The sequence below is a fragment of the Variovorax sp. RTB1 genome (assembly GCF_035018765.1).
Taxonomy (GTDB): domain Bacteria; phylum Pseudomonadota; class Gammaproteobacteria; order Burkholderiales; family Burkholderiaceae_C; genus Variovorax.
In genome coordinates this window covers 20,730-40,332 of sequence record NZ_JASJXG010000030.1, presented here as the reverse complement: position 1 = coordinate 40,332, position 19,603 = coordinate 20,730, and the positions used below count along the sequence as shown (strand labels likewise).

The 19,603-nt window shown below is 60.7% G+C and carries 15 protein-coding genes; 10 read left to right on the top strand and 5 right to left on the bottom strand.

Features of this window, described 5'->3' with window-relative positions; genetic code table 11:
- Positions 1-2: 2 nt before the first annotated feature.
- Genes QN397_RS17670 through QN397_RS17660 form a run of 3 tightly spaced genes read right to left on the bottom strand, consistent with a single transcriptional unit; the run spans position 3 to position 2,121 of the window.
- Entirely contained in the window at positions 3-368 is a 366-nt protein-coding gene (locus tag QN397_RS17670) for a Rieske (2Fe-2S) protein (protein WP_323496686.1), read from the bottom strand.
- Entirely contained in the window at positions 365-1,051 is a 687-nt protein-coding gene (locus QN397_RS17665; RefSeq protein WP_323496687.1) for an HAD-IA family hydrolase, read from the bottom strand. Before QN397_RS17665 ends, QN397_RS17670 begins: the two co-directional genes overlap by 4 nt.
- Complete coding sequence (locus QN397_RS17660) at positions 1,048-2,121, bottom strand: RluA family pseudouridine synthase (RefSeq protein ID WP_416352168.1); 1,074 nt, start codon at positions 2,119-2,121, stop codon at positions 1,048-1,050. Before QN397_RS17660 ends, QN397_RS17665 begins: the two co-directional genes overlap by 4 nt.
- Before the next feature lie 553 nt (positions 2,122-2,674).
- Between QN397_RS17660 and QN397_RS17655 the strand changes: the two genes are divergently transcribed.
- The 10 genes from QN397_RS17655 (at position 2,675) to QN397_RS17610 (ending at position 16,793) form a co-directional block, all read left to right on the top strand.
- Positions 2,675-5,782, top strand: coding sequence for an Rne/Rng family ribonuclease (locus QN397_RS17655; RefSeq protein ID WP_323501541.1), 3,108 nt, complete (start codon positions 2,675-2,677; stop codon positions 5,780-5,782).
- Positions 5,783-6,318: 536 nt separating this feature from the next.
- On the top strand, positions 6,319-7,041 hold the full coding sequence (locus QN397_RS17650; RefSeq protein WP_187052740.1) for a sugar transferase: 723 nt from the start codon (positions 6,319-6,321) through the stop codon (positions 7,039-7,041).
- Positions 7,038-8,480, top strand: coding sequence for a mannose-1-phosphate guanylyltransferase/mannose-6-phosphate isomerase (locus QN397_RS17645; protein WP_323496690.1), 1,443 nt, complete (start codon positions 7,038-7,040; stop codon positions 8,478-8,480). Before QN397_RS17650 ends, QN397_RS17645 begins: the two co-directional genes overlap by 4 nt.
- Positions 8,481-8,500: 20 nt before the next feature.
- The gene (gene fcl / locus QN397_RS17640; protein WP_187052742.1) at positions 8,501-9,487 is read left to right on the top strand and encodes a GDP-L-fucose synthase; all 987 of its coding nucleotides are present in this window, start codon (positions 8,501-8,503) and stop codon (positions 9,485-9,487) included.
- Complete coding sequence (gmd, locus tag QN397_RS17635; RefSeq protein WP_323496691.1) at positions 9,484-10,608, top strand: GDP-mannose 4,6-dehydratase; 1,125 nt, start codon at positions 9,484-9,486, stop codon at positions 10,606-10,608. Before fcl ends, gmd begins: the two co-directional genes overlap by 4 nt.
- Positions 10,609-10,618: 10 nt before the next feature.
- Entirely contained in the window at positions 10,619-12,130 is a 1,512-nt protein-coding gene (locus QN397_RS17630) for an oligosaccharide flippase family protein (RefSeq protein ID WP_323496692.1), read from the top strand.
- Positions 12,127-13,401, top strand: a complete 1,275-nt coding sequence (locus QN397_RS17625; RefSeq protein ID WP_323496693.1) for a hypothetical protein — start codon at positions 12,127-12,129, stop codon at positions 13,399-13,401. The genes QN397_RS17630 and QN397_RS17625 overlap by 4 nt, the downstream gene beginning before the upstream one ends.
- Positions 13,398-14,621 (top strand): glycosyltransferase, encoded by a 1,224-nt coding sequence (locus QN397_RS17620; protein ID WP_323496694.1) that lies wholly within the window; start codon positions 13,398-13,400, stop codon positions 14,619-14,621. The genes QN397_RS17625 and QN397_RS17620 overlap by 4 nt, the downstream gene beginning before the upstream one ends.
- Position 14,622: 1 nt before the next feature.
- Complete coding sequence (locus QN397_RS17615; RefSeq protein ID WP_323496695.1) at positions 14,623-15,573, top strand: glycosyltransferase family 2 protein; 951 nt, start codon at positions 14,623-14,625, stop codon at positions 15,571-15,573.
- Entirely contained in the window at positions 15,570-16,793 is a 1,224-nt protein-coding gene (locus tag QN397_RS17610) for a glycosyltransferase WbuB (RefSeq protein WP_323496696.1), read from the top strand. The genes QN397_RS17615 and QN397_RS17610 overlap by 4 nt, the downstream gene beginning before the upstream one ends.
- 88 nt (positions 16,794-16,881) lie before the next feature.
- Here the strand turns inward: QN397_RS17610 and QN397_RS17605 are convergent, their stop codons facing one another.
- The gene (locus tag QN397_RS17605) at positions 16,882-19,146 is read right to left on the bottom strand and encodes a polysaccharide biosynthesis tyrosine autokinase (RefSeq protein WP_323496697.1); all 2,265 of its coding nucleotides are present in this window, start codon (positions 19,144-19,146) and stop codon (positions 16,882-16,884) included.
- The gene (locus tag QN397_RS17600; RefSeq protein ID WP_323496698.1) at positions 19,143-19,583 is read right to left on the bottom strand and encodes a low molecular weight protein-tyrosine-phosphatase; all 441 of its coding nucleotides are present in this window, start codon (positions 19,581-19,583) and stop codon (positions 19,143-19,145) included. The genes QN397_RS17605 and QN397_RS17600 overlap by 4 nt, the downstream gene beginning before the upstream one ends.
- Positions 19,584-19,603 lie beyond the last annotated feature (20 nt).

Here is a 19,603-nt window from a genome sequence, read left to right as displayed (position 1 = left end):
GCTTAAAAGGCCAGAGGTTGGAGGTTCCAATCAGTATGCCAGTGCACCACGCCGCCACTCTCGCCGAGGGTGATCTTGACGAGGCCACCGCGGCACGGTCCACCGGCGCATTCCCCAGTGTGCGGCGCATAAACGGCACCATGCGTTGCGCACATCAGCCACTGACCGCTGTCGTCGAAAAATCGGTTGGGCTGGAAGTCCATTTCCATCGCGACATGGCTGCACCGATTCAAGTAGGCATGCGGCACACCATCAAAGCGGACCGCGAAGCCACGGCAGGTCTCGCCGGCATAGACGACATCGAACGGCACGGCACGGTCGCCTTCCACGAGGTCGGACGAGTTGCACAAGGGAATCGCCTGGGTCATGCGTTGGCTGCAAGCCACCCCTGCAGGTCCGCAACCGAATGCGCAGTGTGGAGAGGCTTGAACGCATCGAACGCCGCCGGTTCATGGGCGCCATAACTCACGCCGACGCTGGGACAGCCCGCGTTGATCGCCAACTGAAGGTCGTGCGTCGTGTCACCGATCATCAAGGTGCGCTCAGGCGCAACGTCGAGTTCTTCCATGAGTTCGAGCAACATGCGGGGATGCGGCTTGCCCGCAGTCTCGTCGGCCGTGCGCGAGGCGTCGAAGCGATCGCGCAGCGCTACCGTTGCCAGCGCATCGTTCAATCCGCGACGCGACTTGCCGGTGGCGACCGCGAGCTTGTGGCCGCGCGTGCGCAGCGCGTCGATCATCTCCAGCACGCCATCGAAGAGCACCAGATCGTCCTGGTGCTGCAGATAGTGATATCGGTAGCGGGCACCCAATTCGACGTACTTTTCTTTCGGAACGTCGGGAGCGGCGCGCGCCAGCGCTTCCGCAAGCCCCAGGCCGATGACCCAGGCCGCGTCGTCCTCGCTCGGCTTGGCGCCGCCGACGTCGATCACCGCCGCCTGGATGCAGCGCGCGATGAGACGCGTGGAGTCGTAGAGCGTGCCGTCCCAATCGAAGGCGATCAGGTCGAAGCGGAGGGGTCTGGAGGCGCGCGAATTGATGGAATCGGTCATGCGTGGGATGTCGGGGGCGGATGTTGAGCGAGTGCGTCGAGTGCCGATGGCGGCATCAGCGCGTGAAGTTCGGGGGGAAGATCGGTCTGCAGTGAAACGCGCTCGCCGCTTGCCGGATGTGTGAACTGAAGACGCCAGGCATGCAGAAACATTCGCTTCAGCCCGAGTTTCGCCAAAGCGCGCTGTCGGTCGGATTCGCCGTACTTGTCGTCGCCCGTGATCGCATGGCCAGCCGAAGCCAGATGAACCCTGATCTGATGGGTGCGTCCGGTCTTGATGGTCACGGCGAGCAGCGACACCGGTGCCGCATCTCCAGGCAACGTGAGCCGCGCGAGCACTCGCACCAGCGTAACGGCGCGCATTGCATCCGGGTGGTCCTTGGCAACCACCCGCACGCGGCGCTCTCCAGCCTCCGGCGCGCCGTCTTTGCCGGGCAGCAGGTATTTGGCGAGTGGCGAGTCCAGCACCTTCTTATTCGCAGGCCAGGCTCCTTCGACGAGCGCCAGATAGGTCTTGCCAGTTTCACGTTCGCGAAATTGTTCTTGCAACGCGGTCAGCGCGCTCCGCTTTTTGGCGACCAGCAGAATTCCGGACGTATCGCGATCCAACCGATGCACGAGTTCCAGAAACTTCGCCGTCGGACGCGCGCTGCGCAATTGTTCGATGACGCCAAAGCTAACGCCGCTGCCGCCATGCACCGCCACGCCGGCAGGCTTGTCGATCCCGAGCAAGGCGTCGTCTTCCAGCAGCACCGGAAACTGCCTTCCCGGTGCGGGCCTGGCTGCGTTTTCTTCCACGTGTGCAGAAATGCGCACCGGCGGTAGCCGCAGCACATCGCGGAATGCGATCCGGGTCTCGGCTTGCGCCCTGCCCTTGTTGATACGCACTTCGCCGGAGCGGATGATCCGGTAGACGTGGGTCTTGGGCACGCCCTTCAAATGGCGGAACAGAAAGTTGTCGAGTCGCTGCCCGGCCGACTCTTCATCGACTGTCAAAAATTTGACAACCGAATCCGGCGAGCCCGTTTCAGTGGCCTCGGAGGCCGGCTTCACGCCTATAATGTTTTTCACCAGCGCGGTCATGTAAGTGCTTGATTAGACAGAAGTTTAGAGCACCCAAACCCGCGTTGTGAGGTCGATGCCGCTTTGGTGTTGAGTTCGCAAGCCAAGCGCAACGGCGCACGGCGGCGGGCAAAACATCCAAGTCAAGCCGACGCCCACGAAACACCGATACGGAATACCCAGCAAATAGCCTTCCAGCTTTTTGCGGATCGAAGCGAGTCCCTTGTGTTGATGCTGCTGATTCAGATCTGCCTGCGCTGCCCCACCTGGCTAATGCCCGGTTGGCCAGTGGCCTCGGGCATTGAATCGCCTGCAGCGCGCGCCACCCTTGCGCACCCCGCCGTCGAACCGATGGCAAGTCAACACCGAATCTGGCTCGCACCCATCCACGCGCCCCCACCCCGCTTGTCGTTGAGCTGACGCTCAAACGGCCGACCGCGCTCGTCGTGGAAGGCTGGGACATTCGGGGCCAAGCGGCAATTCCTTCGTTTCGCAGGCGTCGTCCGTGCATCGTTGGCTCGTCATGAGCCGGTCAGAACGATACGAACAAGGACAACCCAATATGAAGCGGATGTTGATCAATGCCACGCAGCCTGAAGAGCGCCGCCTGGCCATCGTCGATGGGCAAAAGCTCCTCGACTACGAGATCGAAATCGAAGGACGCGAGCAGCGTAAAGGCAACATATACAAAGCCGTCGTGACGCGGGTCGAGCCGTCGCTCGAAGCCTGCTTCGTCGACTACGGCGAAGACCGCCATGGCTTTCTGCCGTTCAAGGAAATCTCCAAGCAATACTTCGCCGAAGGCGTGTCGGCCAGCCAGGCCCGCATCCAGGACGCTATCCGTGAAAGCCAGGAACTGGTCGTTCAGGTTGAAAAGGAAGAACGCGGCAACAAGGGCGCTGCCCTGACCACCTTCATTTCGCTGGCCGGCCGCTATGTCGTGCTGATGCCGAACAACCCGCGTGGCGGTGGCGTTTCGCGTCGCATCGAGGGCGAAGATCGGGCTGAGCTCAAGGAAAACATGGACCAGCTGGAGTACCCGAAGGGTGCCAGCATCATCGCCCGCACCGCCGGCATCGGCCGCTCCGCACCTGAACTGCAGTGGGACTTGAATTACCTGCTCAAGCTGTGGACGGCCATCGACGGCGCATCGAAGGGCGCGAAGGGCGCCTTCCTGATCTATCAAGAGTCGAGCCTTGTCATCCGCGCTATTCGTGACTACTTCAATCACGACATCGGCGACATCCTGATCGACACCGACGACATCTACGAGCAGGCGCAGCAGTTCATGGCGCACGTCATGCCCGAGCACGCAGCCCGCGTGAAGCGCTACCGCGACGACGCGGCGCTGTTCAGCCGCTTCCAGATCGAGCACCAGATCGAATCGGCCTACGCGCGCACAGTGCAATTGCCGAGTGGCGGCGCCATCGTGATCGACCACACCGAAGCACTGGTGTCGGTCGACGTCAACTCGGCCCGAGCCATCAAGGGCGGCGACATCGAAGAAACCGCCACCCGCACCAACCTCGAAGCCGCCGATGAAGTGGCTCGACAGATGCGCCTGCGCGATTTGGGCGGGCTGATCGTCATCGACTTCATCGACATGGACGAGTCGAAGAACCGCCGCGAAGTCGAAAGCCGCCTGCGCGATGCGCTGCGCCAAGACCGTGCACGTGTTCAGTTCGGCTCGATCAGCAAGTTCGGCCTGATGGAAATGAGCCGTCAGCGCCTGAAGCCGGCACTGAGCGAAGGTTCGTCGATTCCTTGCCCTCGCTGCGGCGGCTCTGGCCACATCCGCGATACGGAATCCAGCGCGCTGCAGATCCTGCGGATCATTCAGGAAGAATGTCTGAAGGACAACACGGCCGCGGTGCACGTTCAAGTGCCGGTCGAAGTCGCTTCGTTCCTTCTGAACGAAAAGCGCCCCGAAATCGCCAAGATCGAACTCAAGCAGCGCGTGACCGTGCTGATGGTGCCGAACAAAACGCTCGAAACGCCGAACTACCGTCTCGAGCGCCTGAAGCACGACGACCCGCGCCTCGACCACATCGAAGCCAGTTACAAGATGGCCGAAGAAATCGAAGACCCGACCTCGGTCACGCGTCGCTCTCAAGAGCCGACCAACAAGCAAACGCCGATCATCAAGGGCGTGCTGCCCGATGCGCCGGCTCCGGTTGCAGTGCCCAAACCTGAAGTCGTGCGCGCAGCACCCGTCGCGGCTCCGGTGGCGGCGGCGCCAGCCCCGGTCGCGCCTGTTGTGATTGCCAAGGCGCCTGCAGAAACCGGCTTCTTCGCCAAGCTTAAGAGCTGGTTTGCCGCACCAGCAGCACCCGTGCCGGTACCAGAACCTGCCGTCAGTCCGGTGGAAGCGGCCAAGCCGGCGCGTCGCGACGGAGAGCGTCAAGGCGGAGAACGCCGCGAGCCGCGCGAAGGTCAAGCCGAAGTACGCAGCGAAGCGCAAATCCGGGAGCCTCGCGAAGCGCGTGAGGGACGCGAACCACGGGAACCGCGCGAAGGCCGCGCCCCGCGCGATGGCGAGCGCCGTGGTCGCGGCGGACGTCGCGATTCGGAAGTGCGCACGGACGCCCCTGAAACCATGGAAGGCACTGCGCTGGAGAGTGTGGCCGCAACGCCGCAAGCACTGGCTGGTGAGCCTGGCGCAGCGCCATCCGAACGCGCGCCGCGCGGACGCGGTGAGCGCCGCGATCGCTCGGACCGCAACGACCGTGGCGATCGAAACGATCGCAATGCAGATGCGCCGCGTGATCGAGGCACCGATGCGCCGAACGACGCCGTCGCCGATGGCAGCGTCGAGGGCGCTCCGAGCGGCGAGCGCAGCACGCGTGGCGGACGTGGCGACGAGCGGTCGTCCCGTGGTGAACGCGGTGAGCGGGGTGAGGGCCGCCGTGAACGGCGACCGGAAGACGGCGCTCGCCCTAGCGAGGACCCGGCTCAAGGAGCAAACCCTGAACTGATGGGCGAGCCCTCCGACGCCAATCAACAGGGCGACGCGATCGGCACCGAAGCGCCACGGCGCGAAGGCGACGACCGTCGCGGCCGCTCGCGCGACCGGTTCGGTCGTGACCGCCGCGAAAGGGCGCCACGCGAAGGCGCGGAAGAGGCTGGCGTTACTGCGCTTGCTCCGGAGTCGCTCGTGCACGCTGAGTCGTCTGACGAGCGAGCCGAGCCGCTCGCACCGACGTCGTACTTTGCTCCCTTCCGGGCAGCGGCAGCCCAGGCATCAGCCCCTGTCGCACTTGCTGCTGAGACGCCGCAATCGGCGGGCGGTGTTGCTGAAACAACCGCAATCGCTACGGCGCCGGTACCAGCGCCAGCAGCAATCCCGGCGCCTACACCCGTGAAGGCATCGACCGCTCCTCAAACTTCACGCGCTCTGCCGAAGGTTCAACCGTTCGAACTACCTCTTGCGGAATTGGCGCAGGTCGCCGAAGGCTCCGGACTGCATTGGGTGAACTCCGATGCCGCACGGATCGCCCAGGCACAGGCAGCCATGGCTGCGGAGCCGCGGCCGGCGCACGTGCCGCGTCCTCGCCCACCCACTGTTGTGCTGGAAGAAGGCTCTCTGGTGCTGGTCGAGACGCGTCGCGACCTTGCCGGCATGACGCTTCCGTTCGAGCAAGCCGCTCAGCAAATCGACTCGGCGCGCTAAGAAAGCGCTTTCCGTTTCACCGAAAGGGCGGCACTTGCCGCCCTTTTTTTGTTTGAGGCCAGCCATGAACACCGGCCGCGCTGGTCGGGCACTGGTGCTGCAAAGGCAATCTGTCGCTCAATGGCTTAGCACTCGCTTAGCTCCACAACCGGTAAAGACGCCGGCTGCATCCCGCTGCCGAGCCATACAACCAGTGGAGAGTCGTTTCGGCCCGATTTGTTCCCTCACAGGTTTTTGAGTCGATACGGGTAATCCACGAGAACTAATTGGCATAACGGCGCGCCAAAGCAACATTTTTTGTCCGGCCCCATTAACATCTTGTCATACAAAAGGACTACACTAAATCCATCGAATGTTGCGGCGCATCAACCCGTTGCGACATCGTGGGCAGAGGGTAACTCTCCGATGTTGGTCGGAAGATGTACGGCATTTGCTGACAACACAAGCCCAAGCGGATGTGTTCGAATTCTTTCGTATAGTAGTAAAGCGTTACACTGCCGCGCTGGTGGGCAGAAACCCTTTTTAGGGGGACTTTCATGTTTCGTACCGACTCGAACGCAGATGGCAATGTCGTGCGGCGCCCGACGCCAGGAGGTGGCGGTTCGCCAGCCTTCCCGGCCCCGGTCCAGCCCAAGCGGCTTAGCACTGCTCAGCGTGTCACCAAGCGCGCTGTGGATGTCCTTGGCGCGCTCGTTTTCTTCGCATTGTTCGGTCCGCTCTACCTCCTGGTGGCACTTTGCGTAGCGGTCAGCATGGGAAGACCCGTGCATTTCTGGCAAAACCGGCTTGGCGAAAGAGGCCAGCGGTTCCGCTTCTACAAGTTTCGCTCCATGGTGCACAACTCGGAAGAAGTGCTCGACGATTACCTGAGTCGCAACGACATGGCCCGCACAGAATGGGACACGTTTCAAAAGCTCGAGAAAGATCCACGCATCACGCCACTGGGGCAATTCATTCGCAAACTGAGCCTCGACGAAATTCCGCAATTCTGGAACGTGTTGAAGGGTGACATGAGCCTCGTCGGCCCGCGCCCTTGCATGGAACGTCAGCGTTCGTTGTATGGCAAGCATTGGCCACATTACTGCTCGATGCGCCCTGGAATCACAGGTCTGTGGCAAGTGAGCGGGCGCAACAAGCTGTCTTACGCCAAGCGCGTAGAACTCGATGCGCAATATGTCAACAACTGGTCCTTAATGTTCGACGTCCAGATTCTGGTTCGGACAGTCAAGACTGTGATTACGGGAGACGGATCGCGATGAATCCAATCAAGCCGGTCATCTTGTGTGGCGGCGCAGGGACCCGGCTTTGGCCCTTGTCGCGCAAGGCGCTTCCCAAGCAGTTCGCACCCTTGCTCAATGGCAAGAGTCTGTTGCAGCTGACGTTGGAACGACTGCGTGTACTCAACGCCGAAGTGATGTGCGTCGCTGCAGAAGAGCATCGCTTCCTTGTCCAGGAAGCGATCGATGCAGCCGCAGTGCACGGCACCCAATTGCTCGAACCAGTCGCACGCAACACAGCTGCTGCTATGGCTATCGCTGCCCTGCTGTGTGAGCCGGATCAGTTGATGTTGTTTGCACCGGCCGACCACCACATCCCCGATGCGGAAGGCTTCGCCGCTACGGTGCGCAGCGGCATCGAAGCTGCGATGGCCGGCAACATCGTCACGTTCGGAGTGGCGCCTACTTTCCCAAGTACAGGCTATGGCTACATCCGCCAAGGCGACGCGCTCGGTTTGGACGGCGACATGGCGATCGCGCGCCGTGTCGATGCCTTCATCGAAAAACCGGTGGCTGCGGACGCCGTTCAGTTGGTATTGGCCGGCGGTAATTTTTGGAATGCGGGCATCGTGCTGGTTAGGGCCAACGTCCTGGTAGATGCCCTGCGCGCACACGCGCCCGACATCCTGGAAGCCTGCAAATTGGCCACCGCTGCGCCTGAGCAGGATGGCAGCTTCCTGCGAATGAACCGAAGCGCATTCGAGAGTTGCCGCAGCCAGAGCATCGACTATGCGGTGCTGGAACAGTGCGACCACGTCGCGGTCGTCCCGTTCGCAGGGGTCTGGAGCGATGTGGGCAGCTGGAACGCAGTTGCAGAGCTCTATCCGGAAGATGCTGACGGAAACCGGGTACATGGTCACGGCTTTTCAGTCGACTCGCGTAACACGTTCATCCATGCACCGAACCGTCCAGTCGTTGCGCTGGGCACCGACGATCTCATCATCGTCGACACACCGGACGCAGTGCTTGTTGCCCACGCGAGCAACGCAGAGCAAGTGAAGAATGTCGTGAACCTGCTTGTTTCCAATGGGCAGGTTCAGGCCACCGAACACAGACGCGTCGCGAGACCCTGGGGGGCGTACGACAGCGTCGACAACGGCGAGCGTTTCGAAGTCAAGCGGCTGAGTGTCAAACCCGGTGCAAAGCTCTCACTGCGCATGCATCACCACCGCGCCGAGCATTGGGTGGTCGTCAAAGGCACCGCTCGCGTGACACGCGACAACGAAACGATCCTGCTGCGCGAGAACGAATCGATCTTTATCCCGCTTGGTAGCGTCTATCGACTCGAAAATCCGGGAAAGATCCCGCTCGAAGTGATCGAAATCCAGTCCGGGAGCTATCTCGGCAAAGACGACATCGTGCGCTTCGACGACAACTACGGTGTCGTCATTCCTGTCACCGTGCCGCGTAAGCACGCATAACCGACCGCCTGGAGCACCTCATGAGCCTGCCATCCGACACATCGAAGCGAATTTACGTTGCCGGCCATCGCGGCATGGTGGGTAGCGCGATCGTTCGCGAACTGCACCTTCGCGGATTCATGAACATCGTGACGCGTACACGCAGCCAACTCGATCTGACCAACCAGAGCGAGGTCAAAGCCTTCTTCAAGAGCGAGGCCGTCGACGAGGTCTACATGGCAGCGGCCAAGGTCGGCGGCATCCACGCCAACAATACCTACCCTGCCGAGTTCATCTATTCCAACCTGATGGTGGAAGCCAATGTCGTGCATGAAGCTTGGCGTGCAGGCGTCAACAAACTTTTGTTTCTTGGGTCGAGCTGCATCTATCCGCGACTTGCGCCGCAGCCGATGGCAGAGAACGCGTTGCTGTCGGGTTCGCTCGAACCTACCAATGAGCCATATGCCGTCGCCAAGATTGCCGGCATCAAGCTGTGCGAAAGCTACAACCGTCAATACGGCACCGACTATCGAAGCGTCATGCCGACCAACCTGTATGGTCCCGGCGACAACTACCATCCGGAAAACAGCCACGTGCTGCCGGCGATGATCCGTCGATTCCACGAAGCGAAACTGGCTGAAACGCCGCAAGTCGTCATCTGGGGCACAGGCTCTGCCAAGCGCGAGTTCCTGTACGTCGACGACATGGCCAAGGCCTGCATTCACGTGATGGATCTGTCCGCGCACACGTACAAGGCAAACACCGAGGTCATGCACAGCCACATCAATGTCGGCACAGGTGAAGATCTTTCGATCGCCGACCTTGCGCGCCTGGTCGCCAAGGTCGTCGGTTATGAGGGCGAGATCGTTCAGGATGTGAGCAAGCCCGACGGCGCGCCGCGCAAATTGCTGAACGTCGACAGGCTGAACAATCTTGGCTGGCAAGCCAGTACCGAACTCGGAGCCGGCATCGCACTGGCTTACGAAGACTTTATCGAAACCACGCAATCTGTAGAGCACGCCCAATGACTTTGAAGAAAGCCCTGATCACCGGGATCACCGGCCAGGACGGCTCGTACCTTGCGGAACTGCTGCTTGAAAAGGGATATGAAGTGCATGGCATCAAGCGCCGCGCTTCCTCGTTCAATACCGAGCGCATCGATCATTTGCTTGAAGACGCACCGAACCACGATCGCCGTTTGCATATGCACTACGGTGACCTGACGGACACCAGCAATCTCACCAGCATCATCCAACAGGTCCAACCCGACGAGGTTTACAACCTCGGCGCGCAAAGCCATGTTGCAGTGAGCTTCGACTCGCCTGAGTACACCGCCAATGTGGACGCGATGGGCACGCTTCGTTTGCTCGAAGCGATTCGAATTCTCGGACTGCAGCACAAGACCCGCTTCTACCAGGCGAGTACCAGCGAACTGTATGGTCTCGTTCAGGAGATTCCGCAGCGCGAAAGTACGCCGTTCTATCCACGCAGCCCGTACGGCGTGGCCAAGCTCTACGCTTACTGGATCACCAAGAACTACCGAGAGGCCTACGGCATGTATGCCTGCAACGGCGTACTCTTCAACCACGAGAGCCCGCGCCGTGGAGAAACGTTCGTTACCCGCAAGATCACGCGCGGACTGGCCAACATCGCTCAAGGCCTAGAGCAGTGCATACACATGGGCAACCTGGATGCGCTGCGCGACTGGGGCCATGCGCAAGACTACGTCCGCATGCAGTGGATGATGCTGCAGCAAGAGGAGGCACGCGATTACGTCATCGCGACCGGCGTGCAATACAGCGTGCGCGAGTTCATCGCAAAGGCAGCCGAACAGTTGGGCATCACGCTCGACTTCGTCGGCAAAGGCGTGGAAGAGAAAGCGATCGTTCGCAAGATTACCGGGGATAAGGCGCCTGCCGTCCAGGTCGGCCAGGTTCTAGTACAGGTCGAAGCTCGTTACTTTCGTCCCGCCGAAGTCGAAACACTGCTGGGTGATCCTTCGCTGGCAAAATTGGATCTCGGATGGGTGCCCCAAATCACCCTCGACGTCATGGTTGCCGAGATGGTGGCAAACGATCTCGACCGCGCCAAACGATATGCCTTGCTGAAGACACACGGCTACTCGATATCCGTCAGCAAGGAAGATTGAGCGCATTCCCATGGTGATTTCTCTACGCCGTTTTGCGAGCAACGCCGCACTTTCCGTGCTTCAGGTGCTTGTCTCCGGCGTTATCCTTTTCCTGTTGTATCGCTATCTGCTCAAGCACCTCGGTGCCGAGCAGTTGGGCCTGTGGTCGGTGCTGCTGGCCAGCACGTCGTTCGCGCGACTGAGTGATTTCGGATTGACCGGCGGCGTCGTCAAGTTCGTCGCTCGTTATCGCGGCAAGGACGACCCGGTCGGTGCCTCGGAAGTCGTTCAGACCACCGTGTTGACCATCGCCGTGGTGATGGGCGTGGTGCTGTTGGCACTCTATCCATTGCTCATCCACATCCTGAACTGGACGCTTCCCGCAGCCTCTATTCACGAAGCACGCAGCATCCTGCCGTGGGCTGTGTTGAGTGTTTGGGTCGGGGCCATTGCCGGTGTGTTTCAGGCAGGAATCGACGGCTGCCAACGCGCGGGCTTGCGGCACATCATCTCCATTGGCGGAAACGTCTTCCTGATCGTTTGCGTCATCTGGTTCGTGCCCAAGTACGGTCTGGAAGCTTTGGCTCGCGTGCAAGTCGCGCAATGGGTTGTGGTCGGCATCGCCAACTGGGTTTTGTTGCGTTTCCTGATGAAGGAACTCCCATTGCTCCCATGGCGCTGGTCGAAGCCGCGTTTCAAGGAAATGCTTGGCTACGGCCTCAACTTCCAGTTCGTGATGATCGCCGTCATGCTGTGCGACCCGGTCACCAAACTCTTGATGAGCCGGTTTGGTGGATTGAGTTCGGCAGCGTATTACGAGATGGCTAGCCAGCTCGTCATCCGTGTTCGGACGCTTCTCGTTTCGGCCAACGCAGTCATCGTTCCTGTCATCGCTGAACTCCAGGAGAAGTCGCCGGAGAAGTTGCGTGACGTTTACGTCCGTGCCTATGAAACGGTGTTCTTTCTGGCACTGCCGGTCTATGCGGGCATGTTCTTGCTTTTACCGTTGGTGTCGGACGTCTGGATCGGCCACGTCGAACCGCAGTTCATCGTCTTCGCCGCCATCCTGATCGGCACCTACTTCCTGAACAATCTGGAAGTACCCGCGTATTTCGACAACCTCGGGACGGGCGAACTGGGCTGGAACAGCGTGGCGCACTTCACTATGGCCGGGCTGAACGCCGCCTTGGGTGCGTTGTTCGGCTACCTGTGGGGCGCCGTTGGCGTCGCAGCAGGCGCATCGATTGCATTGCTGGTGTCGAGCGCCATGGTGCTGTGGTTTGTCAACCGCAAATACAAGGTGCCTATGCGGCAATTGATCCCGCGCGATCACCGTCTGATCGCCGTGGTGATCGGCTGCGTCACGATCGCCGGCATCGCCTGGCTGGCGTGGATCCAGACCCAGGGCCTCAGCATCCTCACGAACACGGGCATGGCGGTTGCGGCATTCGTCGTCGCGTACGTCGCGGTCGGCTGGAGGCATCCGTACCGCCATCAACTCGAGCGCTCCTGGCGCGACCATTTCTCGGGGACCGCCAAATGAGTACAGCCGTCGCATCGCCCATCTCGATCTCGCTCTCTTCGCTCCGCGTGATGTGGATCGCTATGGGAATGATCGCGGCCGTCAAGATCAATGTGATCGGCGAGATTTATATCGGCGAGGTGCTGGCACTTGTCGCGCTGCCATTCCTGTTATTGAAGCGCAGAGTCGACAGGAACGTCGCTTTTGTTATCGGCCTCGCGGTGTTCTGGAGTGCGGGGCAGTTCATCTCCGACCTGATCAACCAGACCGATCGCAACCTGTCTGTGAAGGGTGTATTGGCACCCATCGTGTTCGCGGCCACCATCGGCTCGACGATGATCCTTTTCGATCGCTACCCAAAGCGCATGCCATCACTGTTGCTGGGCGTTGCCCTCACGCTTTTCGTCGATGTGATCTTCACGCCTACGCCTGAGCAAATCTTCGAGCCCTGGAAATGGGGATACGGCGTCGCCACACTCGGCATAGGCTTGGTCTGGCTTTCGTTCTTCCGTGCGCGAAGCCTGTTGCTCATGAGCCTCGCGGTGCTTGCCTTCTTTGTCGCATGCATTCTTGCCAGCGCGCGGTCACTCGCCATGATCCCCCTCGCAGGTTTCGCGGCTTACGTCTTCTGGCACACCGACATTGCACGCGGTTTCAAGCGCTGGCTCACCGGCCGCTTCGGGCCTCTCAAGATCGCGGCGCTCGTCATCGCTGTAACTTGGGCACTGAACACCGGGTTGACAGCGTTTTTCTCATCCGGCGTGCTGGATCCGTTCCTTGAACCGACAGTGTCGGCCAAATACAAGCAGCAGGCTTCCGCCGACGTGGGGCTGCTTCTTGCCGGGCGTTCTGAATCACTCATTTCGATCCAGGCCTACCTCGACGCACCGATAGTCGGCCACGGTTCGTGGGCACAAGACAAATCCGGCTACATCTCGCGCTACACGGCGCTGTTGTACAAGCTGGGCATCAGCGACAACCTGAATAACGACGACGCGACCGACCTTGCGCTCATTCCTGCGCACTCGTATCTTTTCGGTGCCCTGGTGTGGAGTGGCTTGGCAGGCGGCATCTTCTGGATTGCCTTCACGTTCCGCGTCATAAAGCGATATTTGAAGTTCGCTACGCGCCTTCCGCTCTACTTTCATGTGGGCTTGGTCAACTTGCTCTGGAACCTATTTTTCTCCCCCTTTGGTGCCGACGCACGCTGGGCCGTCGCGGTGTTTATCGCGGCGCTGTTTGCGTGTTGCAACCAGTTGGGCAGAACCACCACTCAGTCGCCAGCCGCGTGAAACTCCTGCATCTCGTTTCCTCGATCGATCCCCGTGGCGGCGGCATTTCCGAAGGTGTCGTCCGCCTACAAAGCGCCTTGTCGCGGGCCGGCCATGAAGGCGAAATCCTTACGCTCGATGCGCCGGACGAGCCGTTCGTCAAAGCGTTTCCCGGGAAGATTCACGCGCTCGGCCCTTCGCGCGCCACTTATGCCTACACCCCTGGGCTCACCCCTTGGCTACGCCAGCATGCGAGCGAATACGACGCCGTCATCGTGAATGGCCTCTGGCAGTACACCGGCCTGGGTGCTCTGCGGGCGCTGGGTGCGCTGGGCGATGCCGCACCGCCTTATTTCGTTTTTCCGCATGGCATGCTGGACCCTTGGTTCAAGCGACGCTATCCACTCAAGCACCTGAAGAAATCGCTGTACTGGGCACTGGCGGAGTACCGGGTCTTGCACAACGCGGCCGCCGTGCTCTTTACGTGCGAAGAAGAAAGATTGCTCGCACGCGAATCGTTCTGGCCCTACCGCTGTGAAGAGGCAGTCGTGTCCTACGGCACTTCAGAGCCACCCGCTGAATCGAGCCACCTCACCGAAAGCTTTCTTCAAACCTTTCCGGCGTTGCGGGAAAAGCGACTCGTGCTTTTCCTGGGTCGTATCCACGAGAAGAAAGGTTGCGATCTTTTGATCGACGCCTTCGCGCAGGCAGCAGCCCGTTCGCCCGATGTTCATCTCGTCATGGCCGGACCTGACCAGGAAGGCTGGGTCGACGCTTTGCAGGCGCGTGCCCAGGAACTCGGGATCGCCAATCGCATCACTTGGGCCGGAATGCTCTCGGGTGACGTCAAGTGGGGTGCCTTCTATGCCTGCGAAGTGTTTTGCCTGCCGTCGCACCAGGAGAATTTCGGGATCGCCGTGGCCGAGGCACTTGCCTGCGGTCGACCCGTGCTGATCTCCGACAAGGTCAACATCTGGCGCGAAGTGGCTGACGATGCCGCCGGCCTCGTCGATACCGACACGCTGCCAGGCACTCAACAGCTGCTGCAACGCTGGCTCGATGCGACGCCGGCAGAAATGGCCGCGATGAGATCAGCCGCACGGCGCTGTTTCGAGCAGCGGTTTCGCATCGAGCAAGTCGCACAGAATCTGGTCCAGGCGATTCGCCAGTACGCGCCCAGCCTGTCGGTTGCGGCGACTGCTCAGAGTCCTGCGCAGGATGTGCAGGACATAGGCGTTTGAAATGACAGCGCCTTTGGGGTTGTGCGTGGTCGTGCTCACGCACAACGAAGAGCAGCACATCGAGCGCGCCCTGAAAAGCGTGGCGGGTATTGCGAGCGAGGTGTTCGTCATCGATTCCGGATCAACCGATCGCACAACTGAAATCGCAGGACAGCACGGCGCCACTGTGCTGTTTCATCCGTTCGTCAATCAGGCGCGCCAGTTTCAATGGGCGCTCGACCACGCGCCAATCACCGCCGACTGGATCATGCGGCTCGACGCCGACGAAGTGATCGAGGCAGATCTCTCGGCCGAGATCGCGAGGAAGCTTCCACACCTGCCCAAAGAAGTCGTCGGCATCAACCTGAAGCGAAAGCACATCTTCATGGGCCGCTGGGTGCGACACGGCGGCCGCTATCCGCTCGTGCTGCTTCGCATATGGCGTCGTGGTCTGGGCCGCGTCGAAGATCGCTGGATGGACGAACACGTGCTCGTTCGCGGTGGCCGCACCGAAACATTCGATGGCAGTTTTGCGGACGACAACCTGAATGACCTGAGTTTCTTCACGCAGAAGCACAATAAGTACGCGACGCGCGAAGCCATCGAAGTCCTCAATCAGCGGCATAACCTGTTCCCGCACGACGACGGCATGAGCAAAGACAGTGCATCGACGCAGGCGTCGGCCAAGCGCTGGATCAAGGAGCGTGTGTACAACCGCATCCCCTTCACGGTCAGCGCCCCTGCTTATTTCATCTGGCGTTATGTTTTTCAGCTCGGGTTTCTCGACGGCCGTTCCGGCTTGGTTTATCACGCACTTCAAGGGTTTTGGTATCGGTTTCTGGTTGGTGCGAAGGTGATGGAACTTGAGCGTGCCACCGCCCACCTTAACGACAAGAATTCAATGATTGCCGAGTTATCGCGCCTCACGGGCCACACTCTGGCGCGTCCGCCCGCTGAAGGCGCTTCTCGGTGAAGATCCTGGTTTATGGAATCAACTTCGCACCTGAATTAACCGGCATCGGCAAGTATTCAGCGGAGATGGCCGCCTGGTTGGCGGCTGCGGGCCACGAGGTGCGGGTTGTCACCGCACCTCCCTATTATCCAAAATGGGCGGTATGGCCCGGCTATCACGCTGGCCGGTACAGCAGTGAGATATGGCAAGGCGTGACCGTGTTCCGTGCGCCGGTTTGGGTTCCACGCAAGCCGACCGGGCTGACGCGCGTAATTCATCTCGCCAGCTTCGCGCTGGCCAGCATTCCGTCGTTGCTGGCGCAATGGCGCTGGCGACCCGACGTGGTCTGGCTGGCCGAACCCCCCCTTTTTTGCGCACCGGCCGCCGTCGCCTTCGCACGACTCGTTTCAGCCAAAGCATGGCTGCACATCCAGGACTATGAAGTCGACGCCGCGTTCGACCTTGGTCTTCTCAAAGGCCAGTGGGTGCGGCGTATGGTCATGGGCGGTGAGCGCTGGCTGATGCGTCGCTTCGATCGTGTGTCGACCATTTCCGAGCGGATGCTCCAGCGCGCAAGCGACAAGGGCGTCGATTCATCACGGCTTGTCTCGCTGCCGAACTGGGTCGATGTTTCGGCGATTCGACCGTTGACCCACTCTAGCCCGTACCGCGCGGAGCTCGGCATTCCCGACGACGCGATAGTGGCGCTCTACTCGGGAAACATGGGCGGCAAGCAAGGCCTGGAAGTGCTGTCCGAAGCAGCCAGCCATTTGAAAGCCGTGCCCGGTATCGTGTTCGTGCTGTGCGGCAACGGCTCGGGGCGCGCTGACCTGATGCAACGCTGCAGCGGACTTCCGAATGTCAAGTTCATCGAACTGCAGCCGCTCGAGCGGCTCGGCGATCTGTTGGGCCTTGCCGACATTCACCTGTTGCCGCAACGCGCCGACGCTGCCGATCTCGTGATGCCTTCCAAGCTCACCGGCATGTTGAGCAGCGGTCGCGCGGTCATCGCCACCGCGCATGCCGAGACCGAACTGGGGAAGGTCGTCATGCAATGTGGCGCGCTCGTACCACCGGACGACGCCAAGGCGTTGGCCGACCGCATCGAGTGGCTGGCGGGGCAGCCCGAGCTGCGACGCGAGATGGGCGTGAAGGCGCGGCACTACGCTGAAACGTGCATCGCCAAAGACGCGGTGCTTGCGAAGTTCGATCGCGACCTGCGCACCTGTCGGGCGAGCTGATCGACCAGGCGACCTGGTCAACGCCGACGATTGCACCGCAATATCGACAAAGACACCAGACAATGAAAAAGGGCCTTGCGGCCCTTTTTTATTGCTCCTCTGGAAGGATGCTCTCGTAGTTGTAGTTGGTGTACCGGTAGCGTCCGTACTTGTAGGCCCCATAACCTTGCCGGCTCGGTTCGATCGCATTCAGCAAAACGCCGTTGGCCGCCTTGCCGCCCAGCGCCAGCCGGCGCGTGGCCTCCTTCAACTCGCCCATTGTCGAGGTGTGCGCACGGGCCACCAGCAGCACCGTGCCTGCATGCGTCGCCACTGCGGCGGTATCGGCTGCCACCAGCACCGGCGGCGTATCGATGATCACCAGGTCGTACTGCTCGGAGAGCTTTTCAAGAATCGTGTTGAACGAGTCGGACAGCAGCAGTTCACCCGGGTTAGGCGGCAGTTGCCCGGTCGCCAGCAAGTCGAGATTTGGAATGACCTGCTTGTGAACAGTCTGCTGAATCGTCAAGCTGCCGGCGATGAGTTCAGAGAGGCCGCCGTGGCGCTGCAGACCCATGTACTGATGGATGTGTCCACGGCGCAGATCGGCGTCGATCAGCAGCGTGCGTTTACCCGCTGCGGCCATCAGCGCCGCGAAGTTTGCGGTGACGAAGCTCTTGCCGACGCCAGGTGTCGCGCCGGTAATCATCACCCGGTTGTTGGGCGACTCGAGCATCGCGAACTGCATGGCGGTGCGGAGACTGCGCAGGCTTTCGATCGCCAGATCGTCCGGCCGCTCGATGGCGAGCAACCTGACGCCGGTCGCACCGGTCAGTCGACGTTGCGCGATGCCCTTTTGTGCCGGGCTCAAAGGAATGCTCGAGAAAACCGGCAGTCCGATGTTCATTTCCAATTCATGCGGGTCACGAATGCGTTGCTCGACCAATGCATTTCGGATGAAGGCAGCCAGGATGCCGAGGAACAGGCCCAGCACCAGAGCGATGAGCACGATCATGCTGCGCTGTGGCTTGACTGGCGAATCCGGCACGGTCGCACTGTCGAGCAGTCGCACGTTGCCGACCTTGCCTTCTTTGACCAAACGCAGTTGCAGCGCCTGATTGAGCAGGGATTGATAGAGCGTCGTGTTGACGGTCACGTCGCGTTGCATGCGAACGGCATCTTGCTGAATGCCCGGCAACGCCTTGATGCGTCCCTGGACATCGTTGATGTCGCGGCTGAGCGCTGCCACCTGCGCATCGAGAGTCTGGACCAGCGGGTGATTGGACGTGAAGCGCGCTTCGAGTTCACGACGACGTTGCTGCGCCTCGAGCAGCTTGGTCTGACGGTCGACGGCGGTTGCCAGCACCAGCTTGGCTTCTTCGTCGAATGCGACGGTGCCCTTCTGGTTGCGATAGCTGTTGTAGAGCTGCTCGGACTCCTCGAGCTGGCGCTTGTACTGCGGCAGTTGAACATCCAGGAATGCCAGCGTCTTTTGCGCTTCGGCCGCTTTGCGCTCGATATTCTGGCGAACGTACTGGCTGCCGATCGCGTTCAGGATTTGCGTGACCTTGATGGGATCAGGATCTTGCAGCGTCGCGCTGATCACGCTCGTTTGCTTGCCCTTTTCGGCCAGCACCAGTCGAGACTGTAATGTCTCGATGGTGGCTTGCTTAGACAAACGAATCACGCGGAACTGCGCGCCGGCTTTGCCCAGCAACTCCGCGACGGTGAACTCGATCGGGCCTTGTGGCGTGTCGGCCTTCAGCAGTGCTCCGACCTTGCCGGTCAGCACTTCGCTCCAGCCCTTGTGTTCCAGCGTGTAGGCGCCGTCGCCCTTGGCCGTCAGGATGAACTCGCTTGGCTCCAGAGAAGGCGGCACCTCGAAGCGTGAGACAACGATCTTTTCGGTTCCCGACACGTAGCCGCCAAAACCGAGGAAGCCCGGGTTAGAAAGTTGCGTCGCGTGACGCGACAGCCATCCACCAATCAGCGGCGCATAGCGCGGATAGGCGTCGACATACAGCTTGGTCGCCTCCACCGCCTGGCCGACGATCATTCGTGAGCGCAAGATTTCGATCTCGGCGCTGGCCGGAGTTTTCACGTCGAACTGCGCATTGGCCTCGCCCAGGAAGCTCTTGTTGGCGTTGTTGTTCTCTTCTTCGACCTGGATCAGCAGGTTCGACTCGTAGATAGGCTGACTCAACAAGGCGTACGCGACGCCGATGGCAAGCACCACCGCAGTGATGGCTGCCACCAGCCACTTGTTGGCAAGCAGAATGTCCAGGTAGTGACCAAGATCGACGTCGTCGTCATCGCCACGGCTGGAGGTGCTGGACGGAGTCAGCGTCGAATGGGAGGTGAGTGTGGAGTTCATCGGCTGGATGCTTTTGTAATGCGTTGGACCCAATGCCGGGCACCGGCTTCTATTTGCGCGAGAGATGCTTGAAACACTTCGCGTGGTCGGCGGTACGGATCAGGCACGTCCTGCCCGTTCTGTCCGGCCATCTGAAAAACTTTTCCGTTGGTGAACGGATAGCGCTCGTGCATGGCACGCCGCTGGTTGCGCTCCATGACAAGAATCACGTCGGCACGCTGGCACATGTCGAGGCTGATTTGGCGCGCCCTGTGCGCGTCGATGTCGATGCCCTTCTCGCGCATCAACTCTTTAGCTACCGGGTCCGCCGGATAGCCGACCAACGCACCCAGGCCGGCCGAACTCACGTCGCGCCCGGGCAAGGCAGCAGCCATCAGGCCTTCGGCCATGGGACTGCGACAGATGTTTCCGGTGCACACGATGAGGATGTTCCACATGGGGTTGTTGTTGCGCGACC